A 22,791-nucleotide genomic window follows, 5' to 3' on the forward strand; every position below is an offset into this window, starting at 1 on the left:
TCAGGAGTCGCGCAGGCCCAGGTCCACCGGCAGTCGTTGGAGTCCGTAGACCATCGCCAGGCCGTGAAAGGGAATCTCGTGCTCGTCGATGGCGAGCCGCATCCGGGGGTAGCGCTCGAACAAGGCCTGGTAGGCGATCCGCAGCTCCATGCGCGCCAGTTCCGCGCCGAGACAGCGGTGGGCTCCGTGGCCGAAGGCCACATGACGCCGATCGCCGCGAGCGCCGCCGGTGCCGGTCATGGTCGCCGCGGCCTCGGCACCCGTGTGACGATTGGCGCGCAGCAGGGAGCACAGCACCACATCGCCCTTGGACACCCGGTGGCCACCGATCTCCACGTCTGTGAGGGCGTAGCGGGGGAAGGCCACCTGCACGACGGACAGGTGTCGCAGGAGTTCCTCTGTCAGAGCGCCGACCGTGCGGCCGTCGGTGGCGCGTTCGCGGGCCACGGGGTCGCGGAGCAGGAGGAGCGTGCCGAGTGTGATCATGCCGGCGCTGGTTTCCAGGCCCCCGGTGAGCACGCCGTCCGCCAGGCCCGCCAGTGTCCGGTCGTCGAGGTCGGCTCCCCGGGTCACCAGGGTGCCCAGCAGGCCGCTTCCGGGGTTCCGGCGTTCGTCGGCGATCAGGCGTTCCAGGCGGAGCTGCGCGGACGAGACGGCGCCGAGCTGCGCGTCCAGCCCCGCGACGATGTCGAAGCGCCGGGTGCTGAGCTGCCGGAACGCGTCGAGGTCCGCGGCGGGAACTCCGAGCAGTTCGCAGATGGTCCGTGCCGGGACGGGCCACGCGAAGGTCCGCACGAGGTCCACGGGCTGCGGTGCGGCGGACATGATGTCGAGCTGTTCGGCGACGACGTTCCGGATCACGGGTTCGAGGCGTCGCAGGCCCCGTGCGGTGAACTCGGGAGCGAGCATCTGCCGCACCCTGGTGTGCAGGGGCGGATCGCACATCCCCAGTCCGCCCAGTGCTTGATCGGGCAGAGCGGGCGATATGTGCTGGAGTCTGGTCAGCTCGTTGCTGAACGCCTCTTTGGCCGAGAGGACTTGCCGCACTTCCGCATGACCGCTCACCAGCCAGACACTCGTCCCGAAGAGCAGGGACACCCGGGTCATCCTTTGGGCGGGGCGCCCCGGGGGACGCGCGAGAGGCTCCAGGCCGTCGCGCCGGAACAGATCCAGGATCGGTTCGGGCAGCAGGTGCGGGGCGAGGACGTCGTACCCGCTCCGGCTCCCGCGGCGGAGCCGACGGCGCAGGAGGCGCGTCGACAGTCTGCTCGCGAACCCCATAGACGTGTCCCCCGTCGACCCATGGCGGTGCGGAAATATCGCACCATGCGCCTTCCGGTAACTGTCCTTGAGCACGGGGAAGTTCAGCCTTTGGTGTGGAGATCGCCTCTCTCCGCATGATGTGCGTGGTGTTGGGCAGAAAGGCGAGGGTCGGTCTGTCATGCGCGTCGCGTTGGGGGTGGGTCGCCATGGCGGTATCCCGTGTTCTGGCCCGTGTCGCCCGCCCGCCGGGCGGTCCCGCGACTTGCGGCGGCGTCTACCAGGCCTTCCTGGCCCGGGACGAGGACGAGGTGCGCGGTGCCCAGCGACTGCGGTACCAGGTGTTCGCGGAGGAGCAAGGAGCCCGGCTGCCCTCCGCCGTCGACGGGCTGGACGCGGACGGGTTCGACCGGGTCTGCGATCACCTTCTGGTCCGGGACGAGGCGACCGCGAAAGTAGTGGGGGCATACCGTCTGCTGCCCCCGGGAAGATCAAAACAGCTGCTTTCCGAGGAGGAGTTCGAGCTCGACGCCGTCATCTCCCTCCCCGGCGGGCTGGTCGAGATCGGGCGGGCGTGCGTGCATCAGGGGCATCGCAACGGCCTGGTGGTGCTGTGCCTGTGGGCGGGCGTCCTGCGCTACATGACGGACCGCCGGTTCCGGTGGCTCGGCGGGTGCGCCTCGGTGTCCCTGGCCGACGGCGGGGCCCAGGCCTCCGCCGCCTGGCAGACCGTCCGCGACCGGCACTACGCGCCGGCCGCGTACCGGGTGCGCCCCCGGACCCCCTGGATTCCGCGGGATTCCGGCCCGTGCCCGCCCGCCGCGATGCCGTCGCTGCTGCGCGGCTACCTCATGCTGGGTGCCTGGGTCTGCGGGCCGCCGGCACTGGACAGCGACTTCCGTACCGCGGATCTGTTCACGCTGTTGGCAGTGGACCGGGTGCCGGCCAGCCGCCTGAACCCGCTACGGGCAGTGGCATCATGACCGATTCGACTGATGCGGCCGATGCCACCGATGTGCAGGTGCCCGCCGATCCATGGCAGCCCACGTCGCCGTGCGGCCGCTCATGCCTGCCCGGCCCGGCGCGGCAGGACCGGGTGGGGCCTCTGCGGCGACTCCTGCGGTCGACGGCGGTGCTGCTGGCCTGCTCGCTGATCGTCGTTCCCGCGCTGTCCTCCGTGGCGGGCCGCCGACCGCGGCTGCGGGTCTACCGCTGGTGGATCCGGCTGGTCGTCCGGGCCATGGGCGTGCGGGTGCGCTTCACGCCGTCCCCGGCCGGGTCGCGGGACACCGCGCCCGGCCTGTTGGTGATCAACCACACCTCACTGCTCGACGACCTCGTTCTCGTCGGCCACGACCCCGCCCGGCCGCTGAGCAAGGCGGACGTACGGCGATGGCCGGTCATCGGATGGGCCGCCGCGCTCGGCCGCACTCTGTACATCGACCGTGAACGGCTGTCGGCGCTGCCCGGCGCCGTGGCCGGGGTCACCCGGGCGCTGCGCGCCGGTGACCGGGTGTTCGTCTGTCCCGAGGCGACGACGTGGTGCGGCGTGGCCGGCGGCCCGTACCGGCCGGCGTTCTTCCAGGCCGCCTTGGACGCGGGTGTGCCCGTTCTGCCGGTGGTGCTGCGGTACCGGTCGGCCGGCCGCGCCACGACGGCAGCCGCCCTGGTCGGTCCCATGTCCGTGGTGGAATCGGTGATCCTGATCGTCGCCCAGCGTGGCCTGGTCGTCGAGGTCGAGCGGCTCGCGCCCCTGCCGGTCCGTGCCGGATCCGACCGGCGGTCCCTGGCACGGGCCGCCGAGCGGGCGGTGGACCGTGCCATACCGGAGGTGCCCCGGCTCCGGAAGCCCGGAGTCCCGTGCCGGTCGGCCGCTCTCGTGGCCACCGGCGACAGGTGAGGCCCATCACCTGTGGACCTGTTCACCCGTGGCCCTGTTCAGTCTCCCCCGGTCCTCCCGGACCTCGACCGCCCGAGGAATCCCGTCCATGCCCCACAGCCAAGACGGCCACGACCGCGTCTACGCCCTTCTCGTCCAGGCTCTCGTGGAGAGGATCGGCTGCGTCCCCCAGGAGCTCGGGCCGGGCCGTACCTTCGCCGAGCTCGGGCTCGACTCCGTCTCCATGCTGGAGGTCTCGCTGGTCCTCGCCGAACACGTGCCCGACACCGTCACGTTGGAGGACTTCGCCATGAGCACCTCGCTCGGCGAGGCGGCCCGGATCATCGGCGCCGCGTCGCACACCGGTACCGCCCCGTCCGCTCCGTCCGCCCCGTCCGCCCCCGTGCCGGAGGAGGCCGGAGACAGCCGGTGAGGCGGACCGCGGACAGCACGGACGTGGCCGTCACCGGGCTCGGAGCGGTGACTCCGGCCGGTCCGACGGCGCCGGAAACATGGGCCGGTCTCCTCTCGGGAATACCGCGCGCGGTGCCCGATCCGCTGCTCGCCGGACTGGCCGTCGACTTCTCCTGCCCGGCTCCCTTCGATGTCTCCGCACGTCTGGGACCGCGCCTCGCCGCCCGGCTCGACCGCTATACGGGCATGGCGGTGAGCGCGGCCCGCGAGGCCGTCGCCGACGCGCTGCTGGACACCTCCCGATGGGACTCCTCCCGCGTCGCCGTCGTCATGGGCACGGCCAGCGCGAGCACCGAACACCACGAGCGGGTCTACGCACTGATGGCCGCCGGCACGCCGGAGAAGGTGTCTCCGATGGCATTGATGCGCAGCATGCCCAATATGTCCGCCGGGGAGATCGGCATCGACCTCGGTGCCCGCGGGCCGAACCTGTCCGTCTCGACCGCCTGTGCCTCCGGCGCCACGGCGGTCGGCCTGGGCTACGGCCTCGTGCGGTCCGGTGTCTGCGACATCGCGATCGTCGGTGGCAGCGAGTCGATGCGCACGCGCAGCGCTGCCGTGTGCTTCCACCAGATGAGGGCGCTGTCCACCCGCCGGTCCGATCCGGGCGCCGCGTCACGGCCCTTCGACGCCGGGCGCGACGGTTTCGTCCTCGGAGAGGGCGCCGGGGTGCTCGTGCTCGAACGGGCGGCACACGCCCGCGCCCGGGGCGTCTCCCCGTACGCGTACCTCGCCGGGTACGGCGCCTCGTGCGATGCCCACCACATGACGGCACCCCACCCCGGCGGTCGCGGCGCGGCCGAGGCGCTGCGCGGCGCCCTGGCCGACGCCGGTCTCGCCCCGTCCGACATCGGCCATGTGAACGCTCACGGCACCTCGACCACGGCCAACGACCTCGCCGAATACCGTGCGTTGAGAGCGGTCTTCGGTAAGAAGGCCCCTCCGGTCACCGCGTTGAAGGCAGTCCTGGGGCACGCGGCCGGCGGCTCGGGCGGCATTCAGGCGGTGTGCGCGGCGTTGGTCCTGCGGTACCAGATCATCCCGCCCACCCCCAATCTCGTCGCCCTGGACCCGGCCATCGACCTCGACGTGGTCACCGCGGCGCCCCGGCGCACAGCGGTGGGTGCCGTGGTCAGCAACTCCTTCGGCTTCGGAGGCCAGAACGCGGTACTGGCCTTCCGCGCGGCATGACGACCGCGCCGCCGGGTCGACGGCTCGGCCACGGGGGCCGCTGGTGTGCCCGGCACCCCTGGCGCGTGATCGCCTCTTGGCTGCTGGTGCTCGGCACACTGGTCACGTTCGACGCCGTCCGGGGCGGAACGTACCGGGACGACTACTCCTTGCCCGGGACGTCCGTTCAACGCGGGGCCGACCTGATCACGGCCACCGCGGACGGCGACCTGCGCGGTGTCGCCTCGCAGCTCGTCGTCCAGGCCCGGACGGGGAAGCTGACGGCGCATCGACAGGCTCTCGACGCCGCGGGAGCCGCCCTGTCGCGTCTCCCCCACGTGCTGTCCGTAGCGGCTCCGCTCACCACCCCGGGAGGGCTCTCGCAGGACGGGAGGACCGGGTGTTTCACGGTCCGGCTCGCGGACTTCCCGAGCGCGTACGGCGCGTCCTACCTCACGCGCGTCGACGAGGCGGTGGAGCCACTGCGCGCCGACGGCATCACCGTCGAGTACGGAAGTCCGCTCGGAGAGCTGGCGCGTCCTCCGGGGGACGACCGGCTGTCGGAGCTGATCGGTCTCGTGACCGCGGTGGCCGTGCTGATCCTGGGCTTCGGCAGTGTCGCGGCGGCCGCGATTCCTCTCGTCACCTCGATGGTGGCACTGCTCGTCGGGCTCAGCCTGCTCGGCCTGCTGGCCAACGCGTTCACCTTCGCCACACCGTCCCCGACGGTGGCCACCATGATGGGCCTCGGTGCCGGGCTGGACTACACGCTCTTCCTGACCACGCGCCATCGCTGCGTGCTGCGTGAGACCGGTGATCCGGTCGAAGCCGCCGGGGCCGCGATGGCCACCGGCGGCCATGCCGTACTGATCGCCGTCGCGGCCGTGATCCTGGCGCTGACCGGCCTCTGCCTCTCCGGCACCGGCTTCATCGCCACGCTCGCGGCCGCCGCCGGAGTCACCGTACTGGTGGCCGCCGCTGCCTCGCTCACTCTCGCCCCGGCCCTCTTCGGGCTGCTCGGCCGGAACATCGACCGCTTCCGCCTCGGCCGTCCCGTCGACGAGGCCACCGGCACCGCGGACCTCTGGTATCGGTGGTCCCGCACCCTCGGCCGGCGCCCGTGCCGTTTCCTCGCCATCGGTGTTCTCACGGTGGGAACGCTGAGCATCCCGCTCGCGTCCGTGCGCCTGGGTCACATCGACGCCGGTTCCACGCCCGGCCGTTACACCGACAGGCGCGCCTACGAGCTCATCGCGAAGAACTTCGGCCCGGGCGCCAACGGCCCGTTCACCGTCGTCGTCGAACTCCGCCCCGCCCGGACCGGCGCGGAACCGGGCCCGTCGGCCGGCTCCCTCTCCACAGCCCTGACGCGGACCCCGGGTGTCGCGGCGGTCGGCACGCCGACGCCCACCGCCGACCGCGCCCTCCTCATCACGACCGTCATTCCGGAGCACGGCCCCCAGGACCGCAGAACCGCCGACCTGCTCCACCGCCTCGACCGCACCGTCCTGCCCAAAGCCCTCGCGGGCACCGGAGCGCGCGGCTACGCCACCGGTCTCACCGCCGCCCGGCTCACCTTCGCCGACGTGCTGCTCGGGAACCTGCCCACGATCACCGCCTTCGTGACCGGCACAGCCTTCCTCCTGCTTCTCGTCACCTTCCGCGGTCTGCTCGTCGCGGCGAAGGCCGCCTTCCTCAACCTGTTCTCCATCGGCGCGGCGCTCGGAGTGGTCGTCGCCGTCTTCCAGAAAGGCTGGGGCGGCTCCCTCGTCGGCGTCACCGAGCCCGTCCCCATCGAGCCCTACGTACCGGTCCTGGTACTCGCCATCGTCTTCGGACTGTCCATGGACTACGAGATCTTCCTGATCGTCCGCATCCGTGAGACCTGGCTCCGCACGGGGGACAACCACGAGAGCGTCGCCACCGGCCTCGCGGCCACCGCTCGCGTCATCACGAGCGCCGCAGCCATCATGACCAGCGTCTTCCTCGCCTTTCTGCTCAGCACCGACGTCGTCATCAAAATGATCGCTCTGGGCCTGGGCGCCAGCGTGATCATCGACGCCACACTCATGCGCCTGCTCCTCGTGCCGGCCGCCATGCACCTGCTGGGGAACGCCAACTGGTGGCTCCCGGACCTCCTACGGAGGACAAAGAACTAAGGTCCTCGCCTGTGGGTCAGAGTTCTATCGGCTGGGTGAAATTGAGCAGGACCTTGACCGGTGCGCGGTCGTTGTTCACCGTGAGCCGCCCGAGACGCAGGTTGTCCTCCGCGTGGCGGAGGTTCCGCTGCCACATGTCATACCAGCTCAAGGCGGTGCCGGTGTACTTCACCTTCTCGGCCTGGACGTTGCGGATGGCGAACGGCACCTGCTGGGGAACACGGACGACGCGCATGCCGTGGGCACGCGCCCGATCCACCAGATCGCTGTCCTGGCAGCCCATCGGAAGCAACTCCTCGTCGTATCCGCCGAGCTTGTCGAAGGCGGCGCGGGAGAGTCCGATACGCCCGTACGAACCGTTGCCGGGGTCCAGGCGGCCGTCCGCGTTGGGACTGAAACCCCGGATCACCAGATCCGGATCCCCTTCCCAGAGGGCGCGCCAGGTGGGGATGGTGTCACCGATGTAGTTGTCGGCATCGAGGTTGACGAGATAGCGGCCGGTCGCGGCGAAGTTGCCAGAGGCGGTTCTTGCACGTCGTGCAGTAGGAGATCTTCTCCGCGGCCACCCGCATCCCGCCTTCCACTGAATCGCCCTGCCGCTCAGCGGTACGTGAACTGCTCCGCAAGGCCCCGGGCGACATCCCCGTCCTCGCGCGACAGCCGCACCAGCCGCTCCCCCACCTGGTCGAGCGACTCCCGCCACGGCGGCCAGGGTGCGGCAGAAGTGCTCGCGCGCTTCGTCCCCGTTGCCGCGTCCGCCGCCGGACATCACCACCACCAGCCGTTCCGCGGCGGTGACGCCCAGCTTTTCGCGCGTGCGCGCCGCGTCGTGCACGGCGGTCCGGAAGACCGGCCCGGTCCAGACGGCCCGGATCCCGGCGGCTTCGAGTTGTCGCTCGAAGCGCGGGTGCCCGGCCGGGTCGTCGGGAACGAAGACGAAGTCCATCCGCCGCAGCGGGCAGTCCGGCCGCGCCAGGTACTCGTCGAGGTCCCGGCGCGGCCGCAGGCAGATCGCCTGTCGCGCGCCGGCCACCGCCGCCGCCCGCTCGACCGTCGGCCATACCAGGGTGTCGTGGACGACCACTCGCGGGCGCAGTCCCGCCAGCGCCGCGTGCACCATCGCCGTGATGGTGGCCAGCATGTCGGGATGGGCCGGCTCGTCGCGGTACCGCCTCATGCGTCCCATCGAAGGCAGCTCGACCACCGGCACCTCGCCGCAGATTTCGTACACGGCGGCACCGGAACCGAGAATGACCGGATCCAGCCCGGGGTGCCGCGACCGCAGATGCCGCGCCAGCGCTGTTTGACGGGCCAGGTGTCCGGCCCCGACGCCGTTGATGGCGTTGCAGCACGATACGGGCTGGCGCCGGTGATTCCCGTGGTCCGGAAACACTCTCCCGGCCCGGCGAGGAAGGTGTGCCGACCATAGTCGGCAGCATGGCAGATCGCCCGGCGGGTTGCACCGGGCCCCGGGGACGCCCTCGCGCCCGCCGGCTGACCGACCGGCAAGAACCCGACATGAGGGCAGCGGCGCGTTCCAATTCCCGTGTGTCCGGGAACCGTTGACTGCGGAGAACGCCCACTGATCACGCCTTGCCGCCTCATCCGCCACCTCTCCGCCGTCCCGTCCGCCACCTCGTCTGCCGGAGCGCCGGAGGACCACACCGTGCCCGAATTCGCACCGTACTTCCTGGCCGGCGCTCCGCCCGCCGCCCTCGCCGCCCTGGGGTGGGCCGTGAACGCGGCCCATCGACGGGTGGGACTGCGCTACCGGCCCGTGACGGCCGCGTACGACCGGCCGCTCGCCGTGGTCTCGCCCGTCTACCGTGAGGACCCGTCGCTCTTCCGGCGTGCCCTGGAATCGTGGCTGGCCGACGGGGTGTCCGAAGTCGTCTGCGTGATCCACGAGGACGACCATTCCTGACTCGACGTGGCGCGCCGCCTTCCCGTGCGCGTCCTCAGCACCGACAAGGCGGACAAGCGCGAGGCATTGCGGCGGGGATGGCAGGCCGTCTCCGCCGAACTGGTGGCACTCGTCGATTCCGACGTCGTCTGGGCACCCGGTGCGGCGGACGCGGTCCGTGCCCCGTTCGCCGACCCCCGGGTGGGCGGCGTCGCGACCGCCCAGTACGCGCTCGACCCGGACAGCGTCTGGGAGTTCGCGGGAGAACGCTTCAAGGGACAGGGCAGGCTGCCCGCGTTCACTGTGGCGGGGCAGGCCATGATGTGCCTCATCGGACGCACCGCGATCTACCGGCGTACGGTGCTCACGGACGTCGCGGACGCCTTTGTGAACGAATCCTTCCTCGGGCGCCGGTGCGCCGTCGGGGACGACACCCGGCTCACCGAACTGACCCTGCGGGCCGGCTACCGCACCGTCTTCCAGCGCACTGCCAAGGTGTGGTCACGCTACCCGGGCACCGGCCGGGAATTCCTCGGCCAGCGGCTGAGAAACGCCCGTAACTTCTGGCGCGTGCGACTCACCGCGCTCGTCACGGGCTGGGGCTGGCGGTATCCCTACCCCTGCGCCAGGCGGCCACGGCACGGAAGTTCGCGCGCCGGCACGCCCTCCCCCGGTGGCACATCGCCGCCCAGGTCACCATCGATCTCGTACTGAGGAACCTTGACCTCGTCGGCCTGCTCACCATGCGCCGCCAGACGTGGCTGACGCGCCGGCGCCCCACGGGACTGTAGGGGCTCGGGCCGGGCAGACACTCTCGGGGGAAGAGGCGGGTCAGTCACCCACCTGCGCGACGAATACCTCATACGACCGAGCCGGAGCAGATGATCCTCGGCCAGGCTGTACGGACGCTGTCCATGCGATCTATGCGGTCCGTGCGGCAGACCTCGCGGATCATGTCATGTCATGGCCATGGGGTTAGGGTGGCGGCCGTGAGATCGAAGATCGTGTCAGTGCTCATGGCCGGTTCGGTGTGCCTGCTCGCCACCGCGTGCGGGAGCGAGGAGCCCAGCGGCAAGGACCGTGGCAGCGCCAAAGCCATGCCGTCGGCCACCGTGCTGCCGCAGAGGCTGGAGAAGCCACCGACCCTGCCCGACGAACAACTGCAGCCGTCCCCCGCCGCCGACGCTCCCTTCAGCGAGAACCTCGCCTACGAGCTGCGCCGCAAGACCCGGGACATGGCCCGCGCAGTGGGCAGCATCACCGCCGAGTGCCCCAAGGACCTGGAGTCGAAGAGCGGGGCGCGGGTGACCTGCAAGACCGCTTTCGAGGGCCTGGAGGTGGAGTGGGACGTGAGCATCGGCGAGAAGTCCGCCTTCTCGCGGAACTATGTGACTTTCACGGCGACCCCGCGCCAGGGCATCCTCACTCGCGACGGCGTCGCCCGGTTGCTCTACGGCAACTACCGCGACAGCATCGACTACGCCTTGTGCAACGACATCCCCAAGGCCGTACTGGTGCCGCTCGACACGCAGTCCAAGTACGCCTGTGAGGTGGTCAGCAAGGGGAAGAAGCCTGTGGGCTACCCCCAGCCCGTGCGGGCCACCGACTCCGGCCCGCGGTACTACTGACGGTCCCCGGGGCCCAGGCCGCCACACGCGACCGGCCCCGGCCCGCGGCGGCGGCCGATCCTGGGCCGGCCGCCCCGGCGTCGCACCTCACGCTTACGGGCTGACCTGCGATACGCCCCGTCAGAGCGTCAAACATCTCCTACCGACGGGCAGGATCTCTGCTGGGCCCGCCGTCACTGTCTCTTCACCGGTCCGCACAATGCGTGATCATCAGCGGCGGCCGCACTCGTCTCGGCGCCGTCTGCGGTACCAGCGAGGTCCGGTGCCGTGGCTGAGGTCAGCAGTCCTCGGCCCTGTGGTGGGAAGAATTCGATCTTCATGCCTGTTCTGCATCAGCAGTGAACAACTCGGAGTGTTGAACAGAAGGGTGGGACCTGTGTCGGCAACGTTTAACGAGGGGACGCGCAAACTGCTGGACGGGAGGAACTTCGCCACTGTCGCGACGCTGAACCGGGACGGTGGGCCGCAGACCTCGGTGGTATGGATCGCGAGGGACGGAGACACGGTGCTCTTCTCCACTACGGCGGGGCGCCAGAAGGCCAGGAATCTCGCCCGGGACCCGCGGGTCAGCCTTACCGTCTTCGATACCGAGAACCCGTACCAGTCTGTAGACATCCGGGGCACCGCCGAGCTGATCGAGGACCGGGAGAAGGCGCTGCCTCGCACGCTCTCGCAGAAGTACCTCGGTGAGAACCCGCCGGCCGAGCCGGAGGAAGTACTCCGGCTTATCGTGCGGGTGACGCCGAACAAGGTCACTGGTTTCTCCGCCTAACGGACTGCCCCCGCGATTGATCCTGGTCACAGGTGGGCACATGGCGAAGGCCACGCGAGTCGAGTCGGGTGTGATGACGAGTCAGGCACGCACGGCCATGTCCCATTCTGCCTTCTGTGGGAGCTCGCCGCGCGCTGGGAGGCGCGATGCGAGTCCGGGCGCCGGGACCGGCGCGGGGGTGTGCGGCAACGGAACGCCGGAGCCGGGCCGAAGTACGAACTGGTCTTCGTCGACCGGCTGCCGGCCACGCTGGTGCATCTACGGACCGGGCTCACCCATGCCGCACTCGGCGTGATCTACGAGGTGGGTTCGTCCACCATCGGCCGGGCGATCGCCGAGATCCGACCCCTGCTCGCCGAGCGTGGCTTCGCCGTCCCCAACCAACCCGGGCTGCGACTGCGCACCTTGGAGGACGTGTTCGCCTACGCCGAGGCCGAGAACGTCACTTTGCGAATCGATGGGATGGAGACCCAGGTCCGCCGCCCGAGAGCAGGCAGACCCGGGCGGCGGGCGTTCATCTCCGGCAAGCGCAGGCAGGACACCATCAAGACGACGACCATCAGCGACGGTCAGGGCCGCACCCTGTGGTCCGGGGCCACCCGGCCCGGCAGGATGCATGACCAGACCGCGATGCGCACCGAGGACATCGCCGAGCAGTTCCGCCAACGCCCCGGCGTCAAGCCAAGGTCGACGACGGCTACCGGGGCCTGGCGAACGAGTTTCCCGAACAGGTCTCGGCCCCGCCGAGGAAGACGAAAGGCCACGATGATGACGCACCGCTGACCGAGCAGCACGGCTGGCGCGAGATGAAGCGCCGCCAGTCCTCCCGTCGGATCTGCGTCGAGCACGCGAATGCCGAGCACCGCCGGTGGCGTCCGCTCCAGCGATACACCGGACGGCGCGAAACCTATGCCGCGACCCACCGCGCCATCGCCGGACTCGTCTCCGGCCGCGCCGCCCGCAGACCCACGCGCCGCAAGGCGAGCACCGAACTCCGCCGGGGTCTCAACAGGCTTGCCCAGGTCGGTGAAGTCGGTCGTCATCTTGATTTCGATTCGTCCCATGCCGCTGCTGAGCAGGGTACGAGTGATGCGTCCATCGTGATGGATCCATACATCCGCGAGGGCGGTAATCTCGCTACCCAGCTGCTTCAGCCCCGAGTCGAGCTTGGCCTGTCGCCGCTCTTCTCCTCGGGCATCCGGAAGTAGACGGTGTCGCGGGTGAAGATCTCGTCCAAGTTTTCCTTTCCTGTGCCCAGTACGCGCAGCCGAACGTGCTGCCGGCCCGTGGTGGGCGCGGGTGGTGGTGGAGTCCACGCCGGTACTTCAGCAGAGGTCGCGTTCCCCGGGGATGGCGCTCGAACCGCCGAGATACCTGGCGGTGGGGAGAACATGGGCGCCGATGACCAGTGGTTTGCCCGCCGGGGCGGTGGTCGTGAGTCTCAGCTTCCCGCCGTCGAAGTCGGCCTTGTTGGTGACGCCGTCGCCGGTCGGAACGAAGAACGGCCACAGGCCGGCAGCCGCTTTGGCCTTGATGACCTGCTGGTCCTCGGGAGGGAACGCGGCGTCCGAGGTGACCACGCTCGTGAGTCTCTCCACGACCAGCAGCGAGGCGATCGCCCGCTGGAGCCTCCCGGACTTCTCACCGAACGCCATGTCCCAGTGCGTCTGAGGATTGGCGGCCCATGGTGGACTCGAGTGCTTCGTGTACGCCTCGTGAAGCTGGCTCGAGTCGTACCAGCGGGGGTCTGGATTGACCGGCCAGACGACATACCCACCCAGTTCGGCTTCGACGGTCACCACGCTTCGGGCGAATCTGGTGGTGGTCGCGTCAAGCCGATCGGCACCGGCCCACAGTCCCGAGAAGTCCTTGTTCACCCCTCTGGTCCAAGTGCCGGAAACATCCCCGCTCGTTGTCGCACTGTCGAAGGAAATCGTCGCGGATCGCGAGTTGCTGAGCATGCTCAGCAACTCCCTGCTGCCGCCCAGGTACTCGGCGGGTCTCGGGGGCGGCCCCTGATAGGAGCGGAGAAGCCTCTGCAGGACTCTCAGGCGCACGATGTCCCGCAGTGCGGACACGCCTTCGTTCGCGACTTCCGGGTGGTAGGTCATCGCCCAGGCGTAGAAGACATCGGGCAGCCTGTCCTCGTCCGGCTGGGGCGTCAGTCCCTTGAGATACTTGAGCCAGTCCTGATGGACTCCCGAGCCGATCACCGTCACGAGAGTGCTCTCCGGGACGGACAGCGCCTGAATCACGGTGGCGTACTCGTCGAAGAAGAACGCGCTCTCGACCATCTGCCGGTTGAAGGTCAGGGATGCGGGCGGGACGGTGTTCTCACGGGCCCACAGAGCGGTATCGGAGGGTTCCAGTGGGGGCGCGGGCTGGATGAGTTGGGTGAGCGACGGAGAAGTCGTCAAGTTCTTCAACACGACGTTGTACCAGCGGTTCTGGAGCTCGCTCATCGGGTCGGGCGGTGGCGGCGGCACGGTTGGCATGGCGCTGACCTTTCGCTGGGCATTCCTGACCGGCCGGGGGCCGCCGGCCCCTGGCCGGTCAGGTCATCGGCGTCGCCTCCGAACCAGGCGCTACCGCTCACGCGCTGCCGACGTATAGCCGAGGAAGCGGCCGATCGGCAGGACGTTGACCCCGATCAGCACCGGAACGCCGGGAGAGGACTTGGTGGTGAGCGTGGTCTCACCCCCACCGCTGAATTGCGTATTCGTCGTCATTCCGTACTCTCCGCTGCCGTTGTAGAACGGCCAGAGCCCGAAGCGCGAGTTGCCCCGGATTATTTGCTGGTCCTGCTGGCTGAACGAAGTCCTGGCGGTCACGCTGATTTCCATGGCGTCGGCCACCAGGAGATTGACCGTGACCCGTTGGATATTTCCCGAGGCCCCGAATGTGTTGTCCCAGGTGATCGCACTGCCGCTGCGCCACGGAGGGTCGCCCTTCTTGGTGTAGGCAGTGCCGAGGGCGGACGAGGAGTACCAGGCTCCGGCGTTCGTCTGGAAGCTCATCACGTGCCCGAAGGAGGCCTTGACGCTGATCTCGCTCTGCGCGAAGAATTCACTCAGCCGCTCGGTGCTCTCACTGCCTCTCCACAGGCCGAACAGCACGGAGCGCCGCCCGGCGGACCACGATCTGCTCACGTCCGAGCTCGTGGTCGAGCTGCGCATCTCGAAAGCCCGCTGGGGCGCCTGCGAGAGATCCTGCACCAGGGCGTCGTAGCCCCGGGCCCAGTCCGGGGGCGCGGGCGGTCTCTGCATGTAGGGCATCAGGGACTGCTGCGCGGAGCCGATCGGGTCGAGGATGATCGCCGCGTACGCCGACGCCCCCTGCTGCGCGACGTCGGGCGCGTTCACCATCGCCCAGTTGAAGAAGATGTCGGGGAACTGGTTCGCCGGAGGTATCGGCTTCAGCGACTGCAGATACTTCACGAAATTCTGGAAGTTCTCCTCGCCGATCTCCTGCTTGACATCGATCTTCGTCGCCGGCCGCAGCGCGGACATGACCCCCTTGTAGTCGGTGAAGAGCTGGTTCCCGCCGCTCTGGGTGTAGTTCTGGTCCAGCGAGAGCGGCGGTATGTTGTTGAGGAAGGACCAGAGGAATTTGTCCCCGCCCTCCGCAGGGAGAGGAGCCGCCGGCTGGAGGAGCTGGAAGGTCTGATCCGACTGGCCCAGTCCTTGGGCCAGTGCGTTGTAGAGCTGGTTCTGTACCGTGATGAACGACATGGGACGTCTTCCCTTCGTGGCGTTCTGGACGGGAGGAAAGTCCGGACAGCTTCCTTTTGCGGGCCATGGTCCGTTCTTTGCCACTGGGAGAACCAGTTCCGACATGATGCTCGCGCGGGTTACGGATAACAACCGCCGGTTTTCGGGATCAGCATGAATTCGCCACGTCCACCAGTTCTCTCCGCGCACCGTACTCACCGGGCCGCGGTGCACGTGGGCCGCATTGATCGGGCCGGACGGCCGTCGACAAGGTGGTGTGGCCGGGGCTCAGGCCGTATCAGGTGAGTGCTTGAGCGAACAGTGTGCCGTGAGAGATGGCTGGTTGCTCCCTGGCGGAGGTTAACGTCAGCAGCTCCAGGAGCAAACGGACGCGGGCAGTCGGCCCGCCGTCATCAGGATCAGCGAAGAGGCATACGCCTGACCTCGCCTCGTGATGACGGCCGGGCCGCGAGCGGGGGTGGATCAGGGCTGGATGTCGTAGTAGCGGGCGAAGAAGTCGATCACGTCGTTCTCGTGCGGGGTCAGTTCGGGGAGCTGGTCCTTGATCGCGTCCCGTACGGCCTGGGCCATCGACCGGTGGTCGTGCAGATGGGGTTTGACGAAGGGGTCCAGCCGGCGGATCAGTTCGTAGCTGCTGGAGACCTTCTCGACGACCATGGCCTTGTCCAGCGCCGGGGCGTCGTCCGGGAGGACGCCGGGGAGCTGACGGCTGACGAAGGTCACCCGGTGGAGGACGCGCCAGCACGGCGGCTTGGTCTCCGACTGCCGAGCCTGTCGCAGGGCCGCGGCGTTGGGGTCGGAGCCCTTGAGCCAGGTCGGGTCGATGACCTTCCCGTAGAGGTCCTCGAAGTTCTCCTTGTCGGAGTCCAGGTAGAAGGTCATGAACCGGTAGGCGTTGACGCGGCCCTTGACCTCGACCGGTTTGCCGTTCTCGTACACCGGGTCGGGGTCCTTCCCCGGGCCCTTGCTCCCCTCGGCCACGACGTACTTCTGCATGTCGCCGGGGGGATCGCACTTGACCGTGAGGGCGAAGGAGCGCGTGGACTCCTTGCTCCGGGAACGGGTCCGGTTGAGGCTGCCGCCCAGTGAGGCGTCCAGATGGAGGTCCGCGCCGATACCGAAGATCTTCACGCCGGTTCCGAAGGACACCCCGGCATTGCCGGCGAAGTGGTACGAGCCCGTGGTGGTCTCGGTGACCGCGTCCGCGGCCTGGGTGCTCTCGGCGAAGAATCCGCCGTCCGCCGTCCATACATAGGTGTTGACGATGTTGCGACGGGCGACGGACCGCGCCGCACCGGCAGTGTCCCGTCGTGCGGGGGCGGGCTTGCGAGCCGGTCCGGTGAAGTCCTCGAGCAGCTTGCGCGCCTGGGCGGCGGTGGGGTCCTCGGCGGCCGTCTCGGTGGAGACGGACTCGTAGTACGCCTGGTGACGCTGCTCCTCCTCGATCAGCCGCCGCTTGAGGGAGTAGGCCTCACGGGGCTTGAAGTAGCTGAACTCACCACGCCCGGTGGCGTCCGCGTAGTCCGGGTCGAGGATCTTGCCCGCCTTGAGGTTCCGCTCGGGGTCCGGCTTCTCCCGTACGCCCACGGTGCCGTCGAGGGTGCCCTGCTTGACATAGCGGGGGTTGATCGCGAAGGGCAGCAGGTTCCAGTCCCGTGGGATGTCCGGGTTGGGTTGCATGCGGTACGACACCAGCGCGCCGTTGTGGACCAGGCGCAGCGCGTAGACGTCGGCGGTCTCGGACTGTACGAGCGCGTAGCCGGTGTTGGAGGGCTGGAACCGGCGGCCGCCCTCGGGGTCGATCTGGGCGCCGGGGTCGTCGCTCTCCCACCCGCCCGACAGCCCCACCGTGGTGGCGCGCGCGGTCTCGGTCTCCCGGGAGACGTCGGTCTGCCCGGCCCAGGCGTTGGAGAACTCCAGGTTGCCGGAGACGCCGAGGGAGGCGCCACCCTCGGCGACCGGTTTGGCGATGCCGAAGCCGAGCGGTGCGGTGATCATCAGAGTGTTGACGTCGACTTCATGGGCCAGTCGCATCGCGTACGTCATGTCGACGCTGCTCTGCCGCGAGGACGACAGGGCGTGCACGGTCTTGTCCGCCTGGGTGAACTCCACCGACGAGGTGTTGATGTAGCTGAGGTTGCGGGGGTTCTTGGTGGCCACCAGGTTCTCGGACGGCACCGGGGGCGCCCCCTCGATGTAGCCGATGACCTGCGGGTCGAACTGGACCTGGCCGACCCATTCGGTGGCCAGGTCGCCGATCTTGAATCCGGTGACCAGGTGCCAGTGGCCGTCCTGGAGGTAGCCGTAGCAGCGCTTGAGCACTCCCCGGGTGTCGCCGCCGGGCAATTTCTGCAGGTCGGAGTACTCGGTGACCGCGGGCACCCCGTCGATCCGCTGTACGTGGGCGGACCGGCCGGTGGCGAAGACGGTGCGGACCTCCGGTGTGTCCGCGGAGACCGGGGCGGACGAGATCGTGGGCTCCGGCCGCCCGGTGGCGGGCAGGAGCAGGTCGCAGCCGCGCGGGCCGTTGTCGATCAGGGCCGTGGCGTCGGGTTCGGTGGAGGCGTCGTCGAAGGAGTAGTGGGCCAGCAGTTCCTCCCGCTCACCCTTCAGCCGGGTGAAGAGGTTGTCGAGGATCTGCTCCTCGGTCCGTGCGGTGCGCCAGACGCGGACCTCGTCCATGGTGCCGACGAAACGGCCCCAGGTTTCGTCTTTCTCGGTGCCCCGGGAACCCAGCGTGAACTGCCGCGAGCCATAGCCCCGGTCGCCGAGCGCCTCGTCCTTGATGAGCGGCTCGCAGGACACGGGGCGGCCGTCGACGTACAGGCGGAAGGTACTACCCCGGGGGTCCGGGTTCTTCGTCCACTTCGCGTGCCGCAGCTTCGCGGGGTGGGCGTCGCGCTCGTCCCGGGCGGTGGCGCCGCCGTTCTCCTCGAAGCGCCAGTGGGCGACCAGTCCGCTCTCCTTCCGTCCCAGTGCCTTGCCGTGGCAGTTGGCGGGACGGCCGGTGTTCCAGATCCGCACCTCGCTGATCTCGCCGGTGAAGTGGCCGGGGTCCTGCCGGTCCCAGCCGCAGCCGATCTCCAGCGCGGCTTCCTTGCCCAGCGGTGCTTCCATGGCGATGCGGGTACTGCCCGCGGGCTTCCCGTCCAGGGTGAAGGACACATCGACGTACTGGCGCGTGAACACGGACTTGATGGCCTGGACGGTGAGCTTGGTGGGCTTGCCGTCGGGGCCGGTCGCCTCGACGGTCGTCTCGCCCTTCTCCTCCACCACCTCCCGGCCGGATGTGCGGACCACCGCGATCCGGTGGAAGCGGCCCGCGGTCACCTTGGCGTTCGCATAGGCCCGTACGACGGTCCCGTCGGCGAGTTCCACGGCCAGGACCGGCCGGCCGTCCTTGGCGATCGCCAGCTGGTAAGGGACGCTTCCCTCGCCGCCCGAGGCCAGCCGCCCCTTGGACACCAGCCCCTGGCGCCGGCCCAGCTCGTCCGCGCGGAAGAAGACCTCCAGCGTGAGGTCGCCCTTGAGGTCGAGGTCGTCCGCGTGCTCGACCTCCAGTGAGGCCTGGTCCTCCAGCCGCACCGCCCAGGACTGGCCGAACACGGCGGCGATGTGCGTCCACCAGGCGTCCGGTACGGGCTCGACGCCCCGCACGAAGCGGTCGCCGACGCCGATCACAGGACGCCGGCCCGTGTGGATGCCGCGTTGTGCCGGCGCTCCCTTGTCACGGGAGGCGCCCATGGCCTGTTTCCCGAGTTGCTTGACGGCACTGACCGCGGTGCCGAGCGTCTCGCTGCCCAGCACCTCGCTCCCGCCCTGTTTCACGGTGGGCTTGCTGAGCGCCAGGACGTACTGGGACTGGGGGACGTTGGCGAGGACGATGGGGGCCCTCGCGTCGCCGCCTTCGGGACGGATCCACGCCTCCAGCGTCAGATCGCCGGGCGCGCGGACGGCGTCCAGCCGTGTGTCGGGCAGTCTCACAGGATTCGTCCCGGGCCCGAAGCGCAGTGCCCGGCCCGGGACTTCGCCCCACCACGAGGCGGGGCTGCCCTGGGCGGTGCTGGTGGCGTCGCCGTCCGGGACCTCGGCGGAGGGGCCGATCACGGCGGCCGTCACCCAGTGCGATCCGTGGGCGGCGGTAGCGCCGGGGCGGCCGATCCGTACGAGGGAGGGGTCGTACGCGACGAGCTCCACCTCCATGCCCTGCGCGACCGTGGCATCGGGGCTGCCGTGGGACAGGGCGAGCTGTGCGGTGCCCTCCTCGGCCTCCTGCGGAACCACGTACACCTGGTCGCCGACCTTCAGCAGGCTGCCGGCCGTCAGGGGCTGGTTCGTACCGCCGTCGGCGAGCGCCAGCTTGCCACCGGAGAGGGAGGCGGCCTTGCCGATCACGATCGGGTTGCCGCGGACGCCGGTGAGGATGTCCGCGAAGTGGTCGGCCCGGCGCGGCATCAACGTCCACACCTCCTCCTCGGTCCCGGTGCCGTCGGTTCCGTCGGTGCCGGTCCGGCGCAGGGTCACCGTGCACCGGTCCTCGAACGGTCCAACCGTGTCCGGGCCGACCTCCACGGTGACCCGCGCCAGGTCGAGCCCCGCGTCACGGGCGGTCAGCAGCACCTTGGAACCGGCAGTGACGGGCAGTTCCTTGGCCGAGCGGGCGACGTCGGTGCCGTAGGAGACGGAGCTGAAGCGGCCGTCGGCATCGCGGAAGTACAGGCCCAGATGTCCGGCGCCGCTCTCGGTCAGGAACGGCGCCCTGGCCCCGCGCGCGAAGGTGAGCAGGGCACCGGAGTAGCCGAGGCCACGGTGGTCCTGACCCAGGAAGGGCATCGGCAGGGAGGGGGTGCTGTGGCCGCTGAGCCGGTTGGTGAGCCTGCCGAGCTCCTCCCGCCGGGCGGCCAGGGCCCCTTCGTACTCCTTGATGGGTTGCTGGAAGGGGTCGTTGCCATCCTTCAGCTTCTGCGCCGCGGTCAGCCTGCCGCTGATGGTACGGATTCGCTGCTCGATACCGGCCCGCTCGAAGCCGACGAACGTCACCTTCGATTCCTGCCCCTCGCCCGTCTTCGGCACAGGGCGGAGAATCGGGACACCTTTCTCGGCAGCCACTTCCAGCAGGGAATCGTGCCCCCTGACCTGGAGGGTACGGAGCATACCGTCAGGGTGTTCGAATAAATCCCCGGAAGCGTTCCGCAGGTAAAACGCCTCGGCGAAGACAAGATTCTCCGGTACCCCCTCCCTCTGTTCCCTCAGTACGAGCTTTTCCTGCACGACGGCCAGGTACCTGCCGGTCGGGCCATGGGCCAGAACCCACTCCCCCATCCTCTCCAGCAAAGTCCACCCGGCCTTTTCCGCATCGGACTGCAGGACGAGCACGTCCTCGCCCTGTTTGTCCTTCACAGCGGTCAAGTACTGGTGCCCACCGAAGTCGATGACGTAGTCGGACCCGTCGGACAGCCGCTCCTCCTCCGAGTACCGATTATCGAGTATCCGCTTGAGGTACTCCTGGTCCCCCACGAGTTCTGGGGAGTTCTCACCGTCCCTCTCCACCCGCTCACGCGCCTCGCGGGTCTGCCGCAGCTCTCCCTCCAGTCTCCTGATCTCTTCCCGCAGCTTGTCGGGCTCTTCCCGATCGGCAGGCGTCATCGCCTTGCCGACGGCCGGCAGCTCCACCACGTCCGGCACCTGCGCCAGCCGGCCCTCGCGCGAAAGGGCGAAGTCAAGCGCCGCCAGACAGCTGTCGCCGCCCTCCGCCGAATCCTCTGAATCCGCCGCTTCCGTGGCGAAGGACAGCAGGACCCGGGCATGCCGCTTCACCGGCTTCGCGTCGCTCCCGTGCCCGGTGACGGCCTGTTCCTGCTGGTGGTAGAGAGCCGCCGTCAGCCCTTCGCCGACGGTCCGGCCCGGGACCCGGAAGCTGTCCTTGCGGATGCCGGGGTGGTCGGCGACCGGAGCGTGGGAGGTGACCCAGCCGACCGGGCCCGTCAGAGTGCCGTCGAGCCCGTGTGTCGTCTGGTCGTACACGGTCGTGCCCGAGCCGTCGTCGCAGCGGTAGTACGCCGCCAGCCCGGGTTCGTCGCCCACCAGGCGGAACATCCGGTCCTGCGCCAGTTCCTCGGCTCCGCGGGCCCGGGTCCACAGCCGTATCTCGTCGAGCTCACCCGAGTAGAAGCCTGTGGGGGTGCCGTCGTCGCCGGGCTTCGCGCCGATGAGCAGCCGGTTGGCGTCCTCCGACGCGGGAGACAGCTTGCGCGGCTCGCCGCTCCGCGCACCGTCGACGAAGAAGGTGGCCCGCGCGCCGTCGTACACCACCGCGACATGGGTGTGGGTGTCCGACGCGAAGATGCGGGCGGCGGAGACCGCCTCGTCAGAGGTCCCGGCGTGGCGCAGCCGCAACTCGCCGGACGCCGTGAACGACAGCTCGACCAGGGCCTTCCGTCCTCCCGCCGACAGCAGGGTGGCGGCGCCATCGCCCGTCCTGCGCACCCATGCCTCGATCGTGTAAGGGCCGCTGCCGAGCGGAATCCCGGCCGGTGCCGGGATTTCCACCCGGGCCTCGCTCCCGGCGTCGAAGCGCAGCGCGGTCGCGGCGAAGCCGGTGTCCGGCACGACCGGTATCAGGGGTTTTTGCGTAATCGGGCACGAGCCCGGGCCGCGCTCCAGGACCGCGTCCCGGTACTTCGGGTCCGGGCTGGTGTAGAGACGGGAGCCCTGGGTGTTGAACAGGCCCTCCTCGGACTGCTCGACGTTGATCGACTCGATCCGCCGGGCCACGGGGTTATGGACGAAGAACTGCCAGCGCCGCAACTCGCTCACGGACGTGGGCAGCAGCAGGGCCGTGAACCGGCCGTCGCGGACCTCACCTGCGAACGCCAGGTGCAGGGTGGGCTCATGGAAGTCGTTGCCGTCCATGTCCTTGGCGCCCAGGGTGTCCTTGGCGGAGTCGGGACGGGAGCGGTGTCTGCTGCGCCGGTAGCGGACCTCGGCGACCGGATGCAGCCGGTCGCCGCCGAGGGTGAACCGGTCGCACAGCAACCCGTTGGCCACCAGCGGGACGCGGTGCGCCGCTTCGCCCTTCCCCGTGGTCAGGTAGTCGTCCCGCCCCGCTTTGTGGGAGACCCCGCCGTCCTTGAGCGCGAAGAGCGCGTCCGTGTGCGAGGCGTCGACTGACTGCCGGAAGACGTAGACGTATGTGCCGTCCGAGAGGGCCTGGAAGGGGGCGGCAGCGGTGAGCCGGGCGGTGGACGAACGGAAGGCGTCCACCTCGTCGTCGGCGAGCACCTCGTTGTCGCCGGCCTCGACCAGCGATCCGGGTTTGACCCGGGGGATCCGGGTGACGCCGGAGACCGCGTAGCCGGTCCGGGCCAGCTCGCGGGGGAAGCGCAGCTCGCGCGGCTCCTCCGACCAGTGGTGGACGTCCAGGTCGCTCCCGTCCGCGGACCCCTGGACGTTCGGACCGTCGGCGCTGTTCAGATCCAGCACGCTGTAGTGGATGCGCCGGTCCTCGTCCATGGCGAGCGCGACGGTCGTGCCCTGATGACGGACGAGAGCGGTGTGCAGGTAGCGCCTGCCCCCGTAGACCCTGGTGCGAGAGCTTTCCGGACCCATGTACGCCCCTTCGCGTGGCGATTCTCGGTGACTGACTGGCTAACGAAGCGAAACCTTCTCTCACGGCACGCGGACGCTGTGAGACGCACCAGGGAAATGGCCAGAAGATGATCAGGAGCTGGTCCGGCCTGACAGAAAAACGGAGCTTGACAAGTCTCCCCACAAGCGCGTTCCACCGCGCTTGAGTTGCGAGCGCGGCGCCGCCGA

16 protein-coding genes are annotated in these 22,791 nt (G+C 69.5%); 11 read left to right on the forward strand and 5 right to left on the reverse strand.

What is annotated here, in order from left to right; all coding sequences use genetic code 11:
* Complete coding sequence (locus K6I33_RS00115) at positions 1–1,107, reverse strand: cytochrome P450 (RefSeq protein WP_229346947.1); 1,107 nt, start codon at positions 1,105–1,107, stop codon at positions 1–3.
* Positions 1,108–1,469: 362 nt separating this feature from the next.
* Between K6I33_RS00115 and K6I33_RS00120 the strand changes: the two genes are divergently transcribed.
* The 5 genes from K6I33_RS00120 (at position 1,470) to K6I33_RS00140 (ending at position 6,942) form a co-directional block, all read left to right on the forward strand.
* Positions 1,470–2,243, forward strand: a complete 774-nt coding sequence (locus K6I33_RS00120) for a GNAT family N-acetyltransferase (RefSeq protein ID WP_229346881.1) — start codon at positions 1,470–1,472, stop codon at positions 2,241–2,243.
* Positions 2,240–3,160, forward strand: coding sequence for a 1-acyl-sn-glycerol-3-phosphate acyltransferase (locus K6I33_RS00125; protein ID WP_229346882.1), 921 nt, complete (start codon positions 2,240–2,242; stop codon positions 3,158–3,160). Before K6I33_RS00120 ends, K6I33_RS00125 begins: the two co-directional genes overlap by 4 nt.
* 88 nt (positions 3,161–3,248) lie before the next feature.
* On the forward strand, positions 3,249–3,572 hold the full coding sequence (locus K6I33_RS00130) for an acyl carrier protein (protein ID WP_229346883.1): 324 nt from the start codon (positions 3,249–3,251) through the stop codon (positions 3,570–3,572).
* Entirely contained in the window at positions 3,569–4,804 is a 1,236-nt protein-coding gene (locus K6I33_RS00135) for a beta-ketoacyl synthase (RefSeq protein ID WP_229346884.1), read from the forward strand. Before K6I33_RS00130 ends, K6I33_RS00135 begins: the two co-directional genes overlap by 4 nt.
* 65 nt (positions 4,805–4,869) lie before the next feature.
* The gene (locus K6I33_RS00140; protein ID WP_229346885.1) at positions 4,870–6,942 is read left to right on the forward strand and encodes an MMPL family transporter; all 2,073 of its coding nucleotides are present in this window, start codon (positions 4,870–4,872) and stop codon (positions 6,940–6,942) included.
* A gap of 16 nt (positions 6,943–6,958) precedes the next feature.
* On the opposite strand, the gene K6I33_RS00145 is transcribed toward K6I33_RS00140, so the two are convergent.
* The gene (locus K6I33_RS00145) at positions 6,959–8,335 is read right to left on the reverse strand and encodes a galactosyltransferase-related protein (protein ID WP_229346886.1); all 1,377 of its coding nucleotides are present in this window, start codon (positions 8,333–8,335) and stop codon (positions 6,959–6,961) included.
* Positions 8,336–8,608: 273 nt separating this feature from the next.
* Here K6I33_RS00145 and K6I33_RS00150 point away from each other — a divergent pair, with 273 nt between their 5' ends.
* The 6 genes from K6I33_RS00150 to K6I33_RS00175 all read left to right on the forward strand — a co-directional run bounded on the left by K6I33_RS00150 (position 8,609) and on the right by K6I33_RS00175 (position 12,453).
* A complete protein-coding gene (locus tag K6I33_RS00150) occupies positions 8,609–8,866 on the forward strand; it encodes a hypothetical protein (RefSeq protein WP_229346887.1) in 258 nt (85 codons plus the stop codon).
* 6 nt (positions 8,867–8,872) lie between these two features.
* On the forward strand, positions 8,873–9,559 hold the full coding sequence (locus K6I33_RS00155) for a glycosyltransferase (RefSeq protein WP_229346888.1): 687 nt from the start codon (positions 8,873–8,875) through the stop codon (positions 9,557–9,559).
* Positions 9,560–9,834: 275 nt separating this feature from the next.
* On the forward strand, positions 9,835–10,473 hold the full coding sequence (locus K6I33_RS00160) for a hypothetical protein (RefSeq protein ID WP_229346889.1): 639 nt from the start codon (positions 9,835–9,837) through the stop codon (positions 10,471–10,473).
* 376 nt (positions 10,474–10,849) lie between these two features.
* Positions 10,850–11,245 carry a PPOX class F420-dependent oxidoreductase gene (locus K6I33_RS00165; RefSeq protein WP_229346891.1) on the forward strand — a complete coding sequence of 132 codons (396 nt, stop codon included), beginning with the start codon at positions 10,850–10,852 and terminating at the stop codon, positions 11,243–11,245.
* A 180-nt stretch (positions 11,246–11,425) separates the two neighbouring features.
* Complete coding sequence (locus K6I33_RS00170; protein ID WP_229346892.1) at positions 11,426–12,028, forward strand: transposase family protein; 603 nt, start codon at positions 11,426–11,428, stop codon at positions 12,026–12,028.
* Positions 12,029–12,051: 23 nt separating this feature from the next.
* Positions 12,052–12,453: a hypothetical protein gene (locus K6I33_RS00175; RefSeq protein WP_229346894.1), complete on the forward strand. Its 402-nt coding sequence runs from the start codon at positions 12,052–12,054 to the stop codon at positions 12,451–12,453.
* Between the two features lie 117 nt (positions 12,454–12,570).
* Here the strand turns inward: K6I33_RS00175 and K6I33_RS00180 are convergent, their stop codons facing one another.
* The 3 genes from K6I33_RS00180 to K6I33_RS00190 all read right to left on the reverse strand — a co-directional run bounded on the left by K6I33_RS00180 (position 12,571) and on the right by K6I33_RS00190 (position 22,584).
* A complete protein-coding gene (locus K6I33_RS00180; protein ID WP_229346896.1) occupies positions 12,571–13,707 on the reverse strand; it encodes a hypothetical protein in 1,137 nt (378 codons plus the stop codon).
* 123 nt (positions 13,708–13,830) lie between these two features.
* A complete protein-coding gene (locus K6I33_RS00185) occupies positions 13,831–14,976 on the reverse strand; it encodes a hypothetical protein (protein WP_229346897.1) in 1,146 nt (381 codons plus the stop codon).
* A 462-nt stretch (positions 14,977–15,438) separates the two neighbouring features.
* On the reverse strand, positions 15,439–22,584 hold the full coding sequence (locus K6I33_RS00190) for a LamG domain-containing protein (RefSeq protein WP_229346902.1): 7,146 nt from the start codon (positions 22,582–22,584) through the stop codon (positions 15,439–15,441).
* Positions 22,585–22,791: the final 207 nt, after the last annotated feature.

The organism is Streptomyces sp. UNOB3_S3, assembly GCF_020740895.1.
GTDB lineage: Bacteria > Actinomycetota > Actinomycetes > Streptomycetales > Streptomycetaceae > Streptomyces.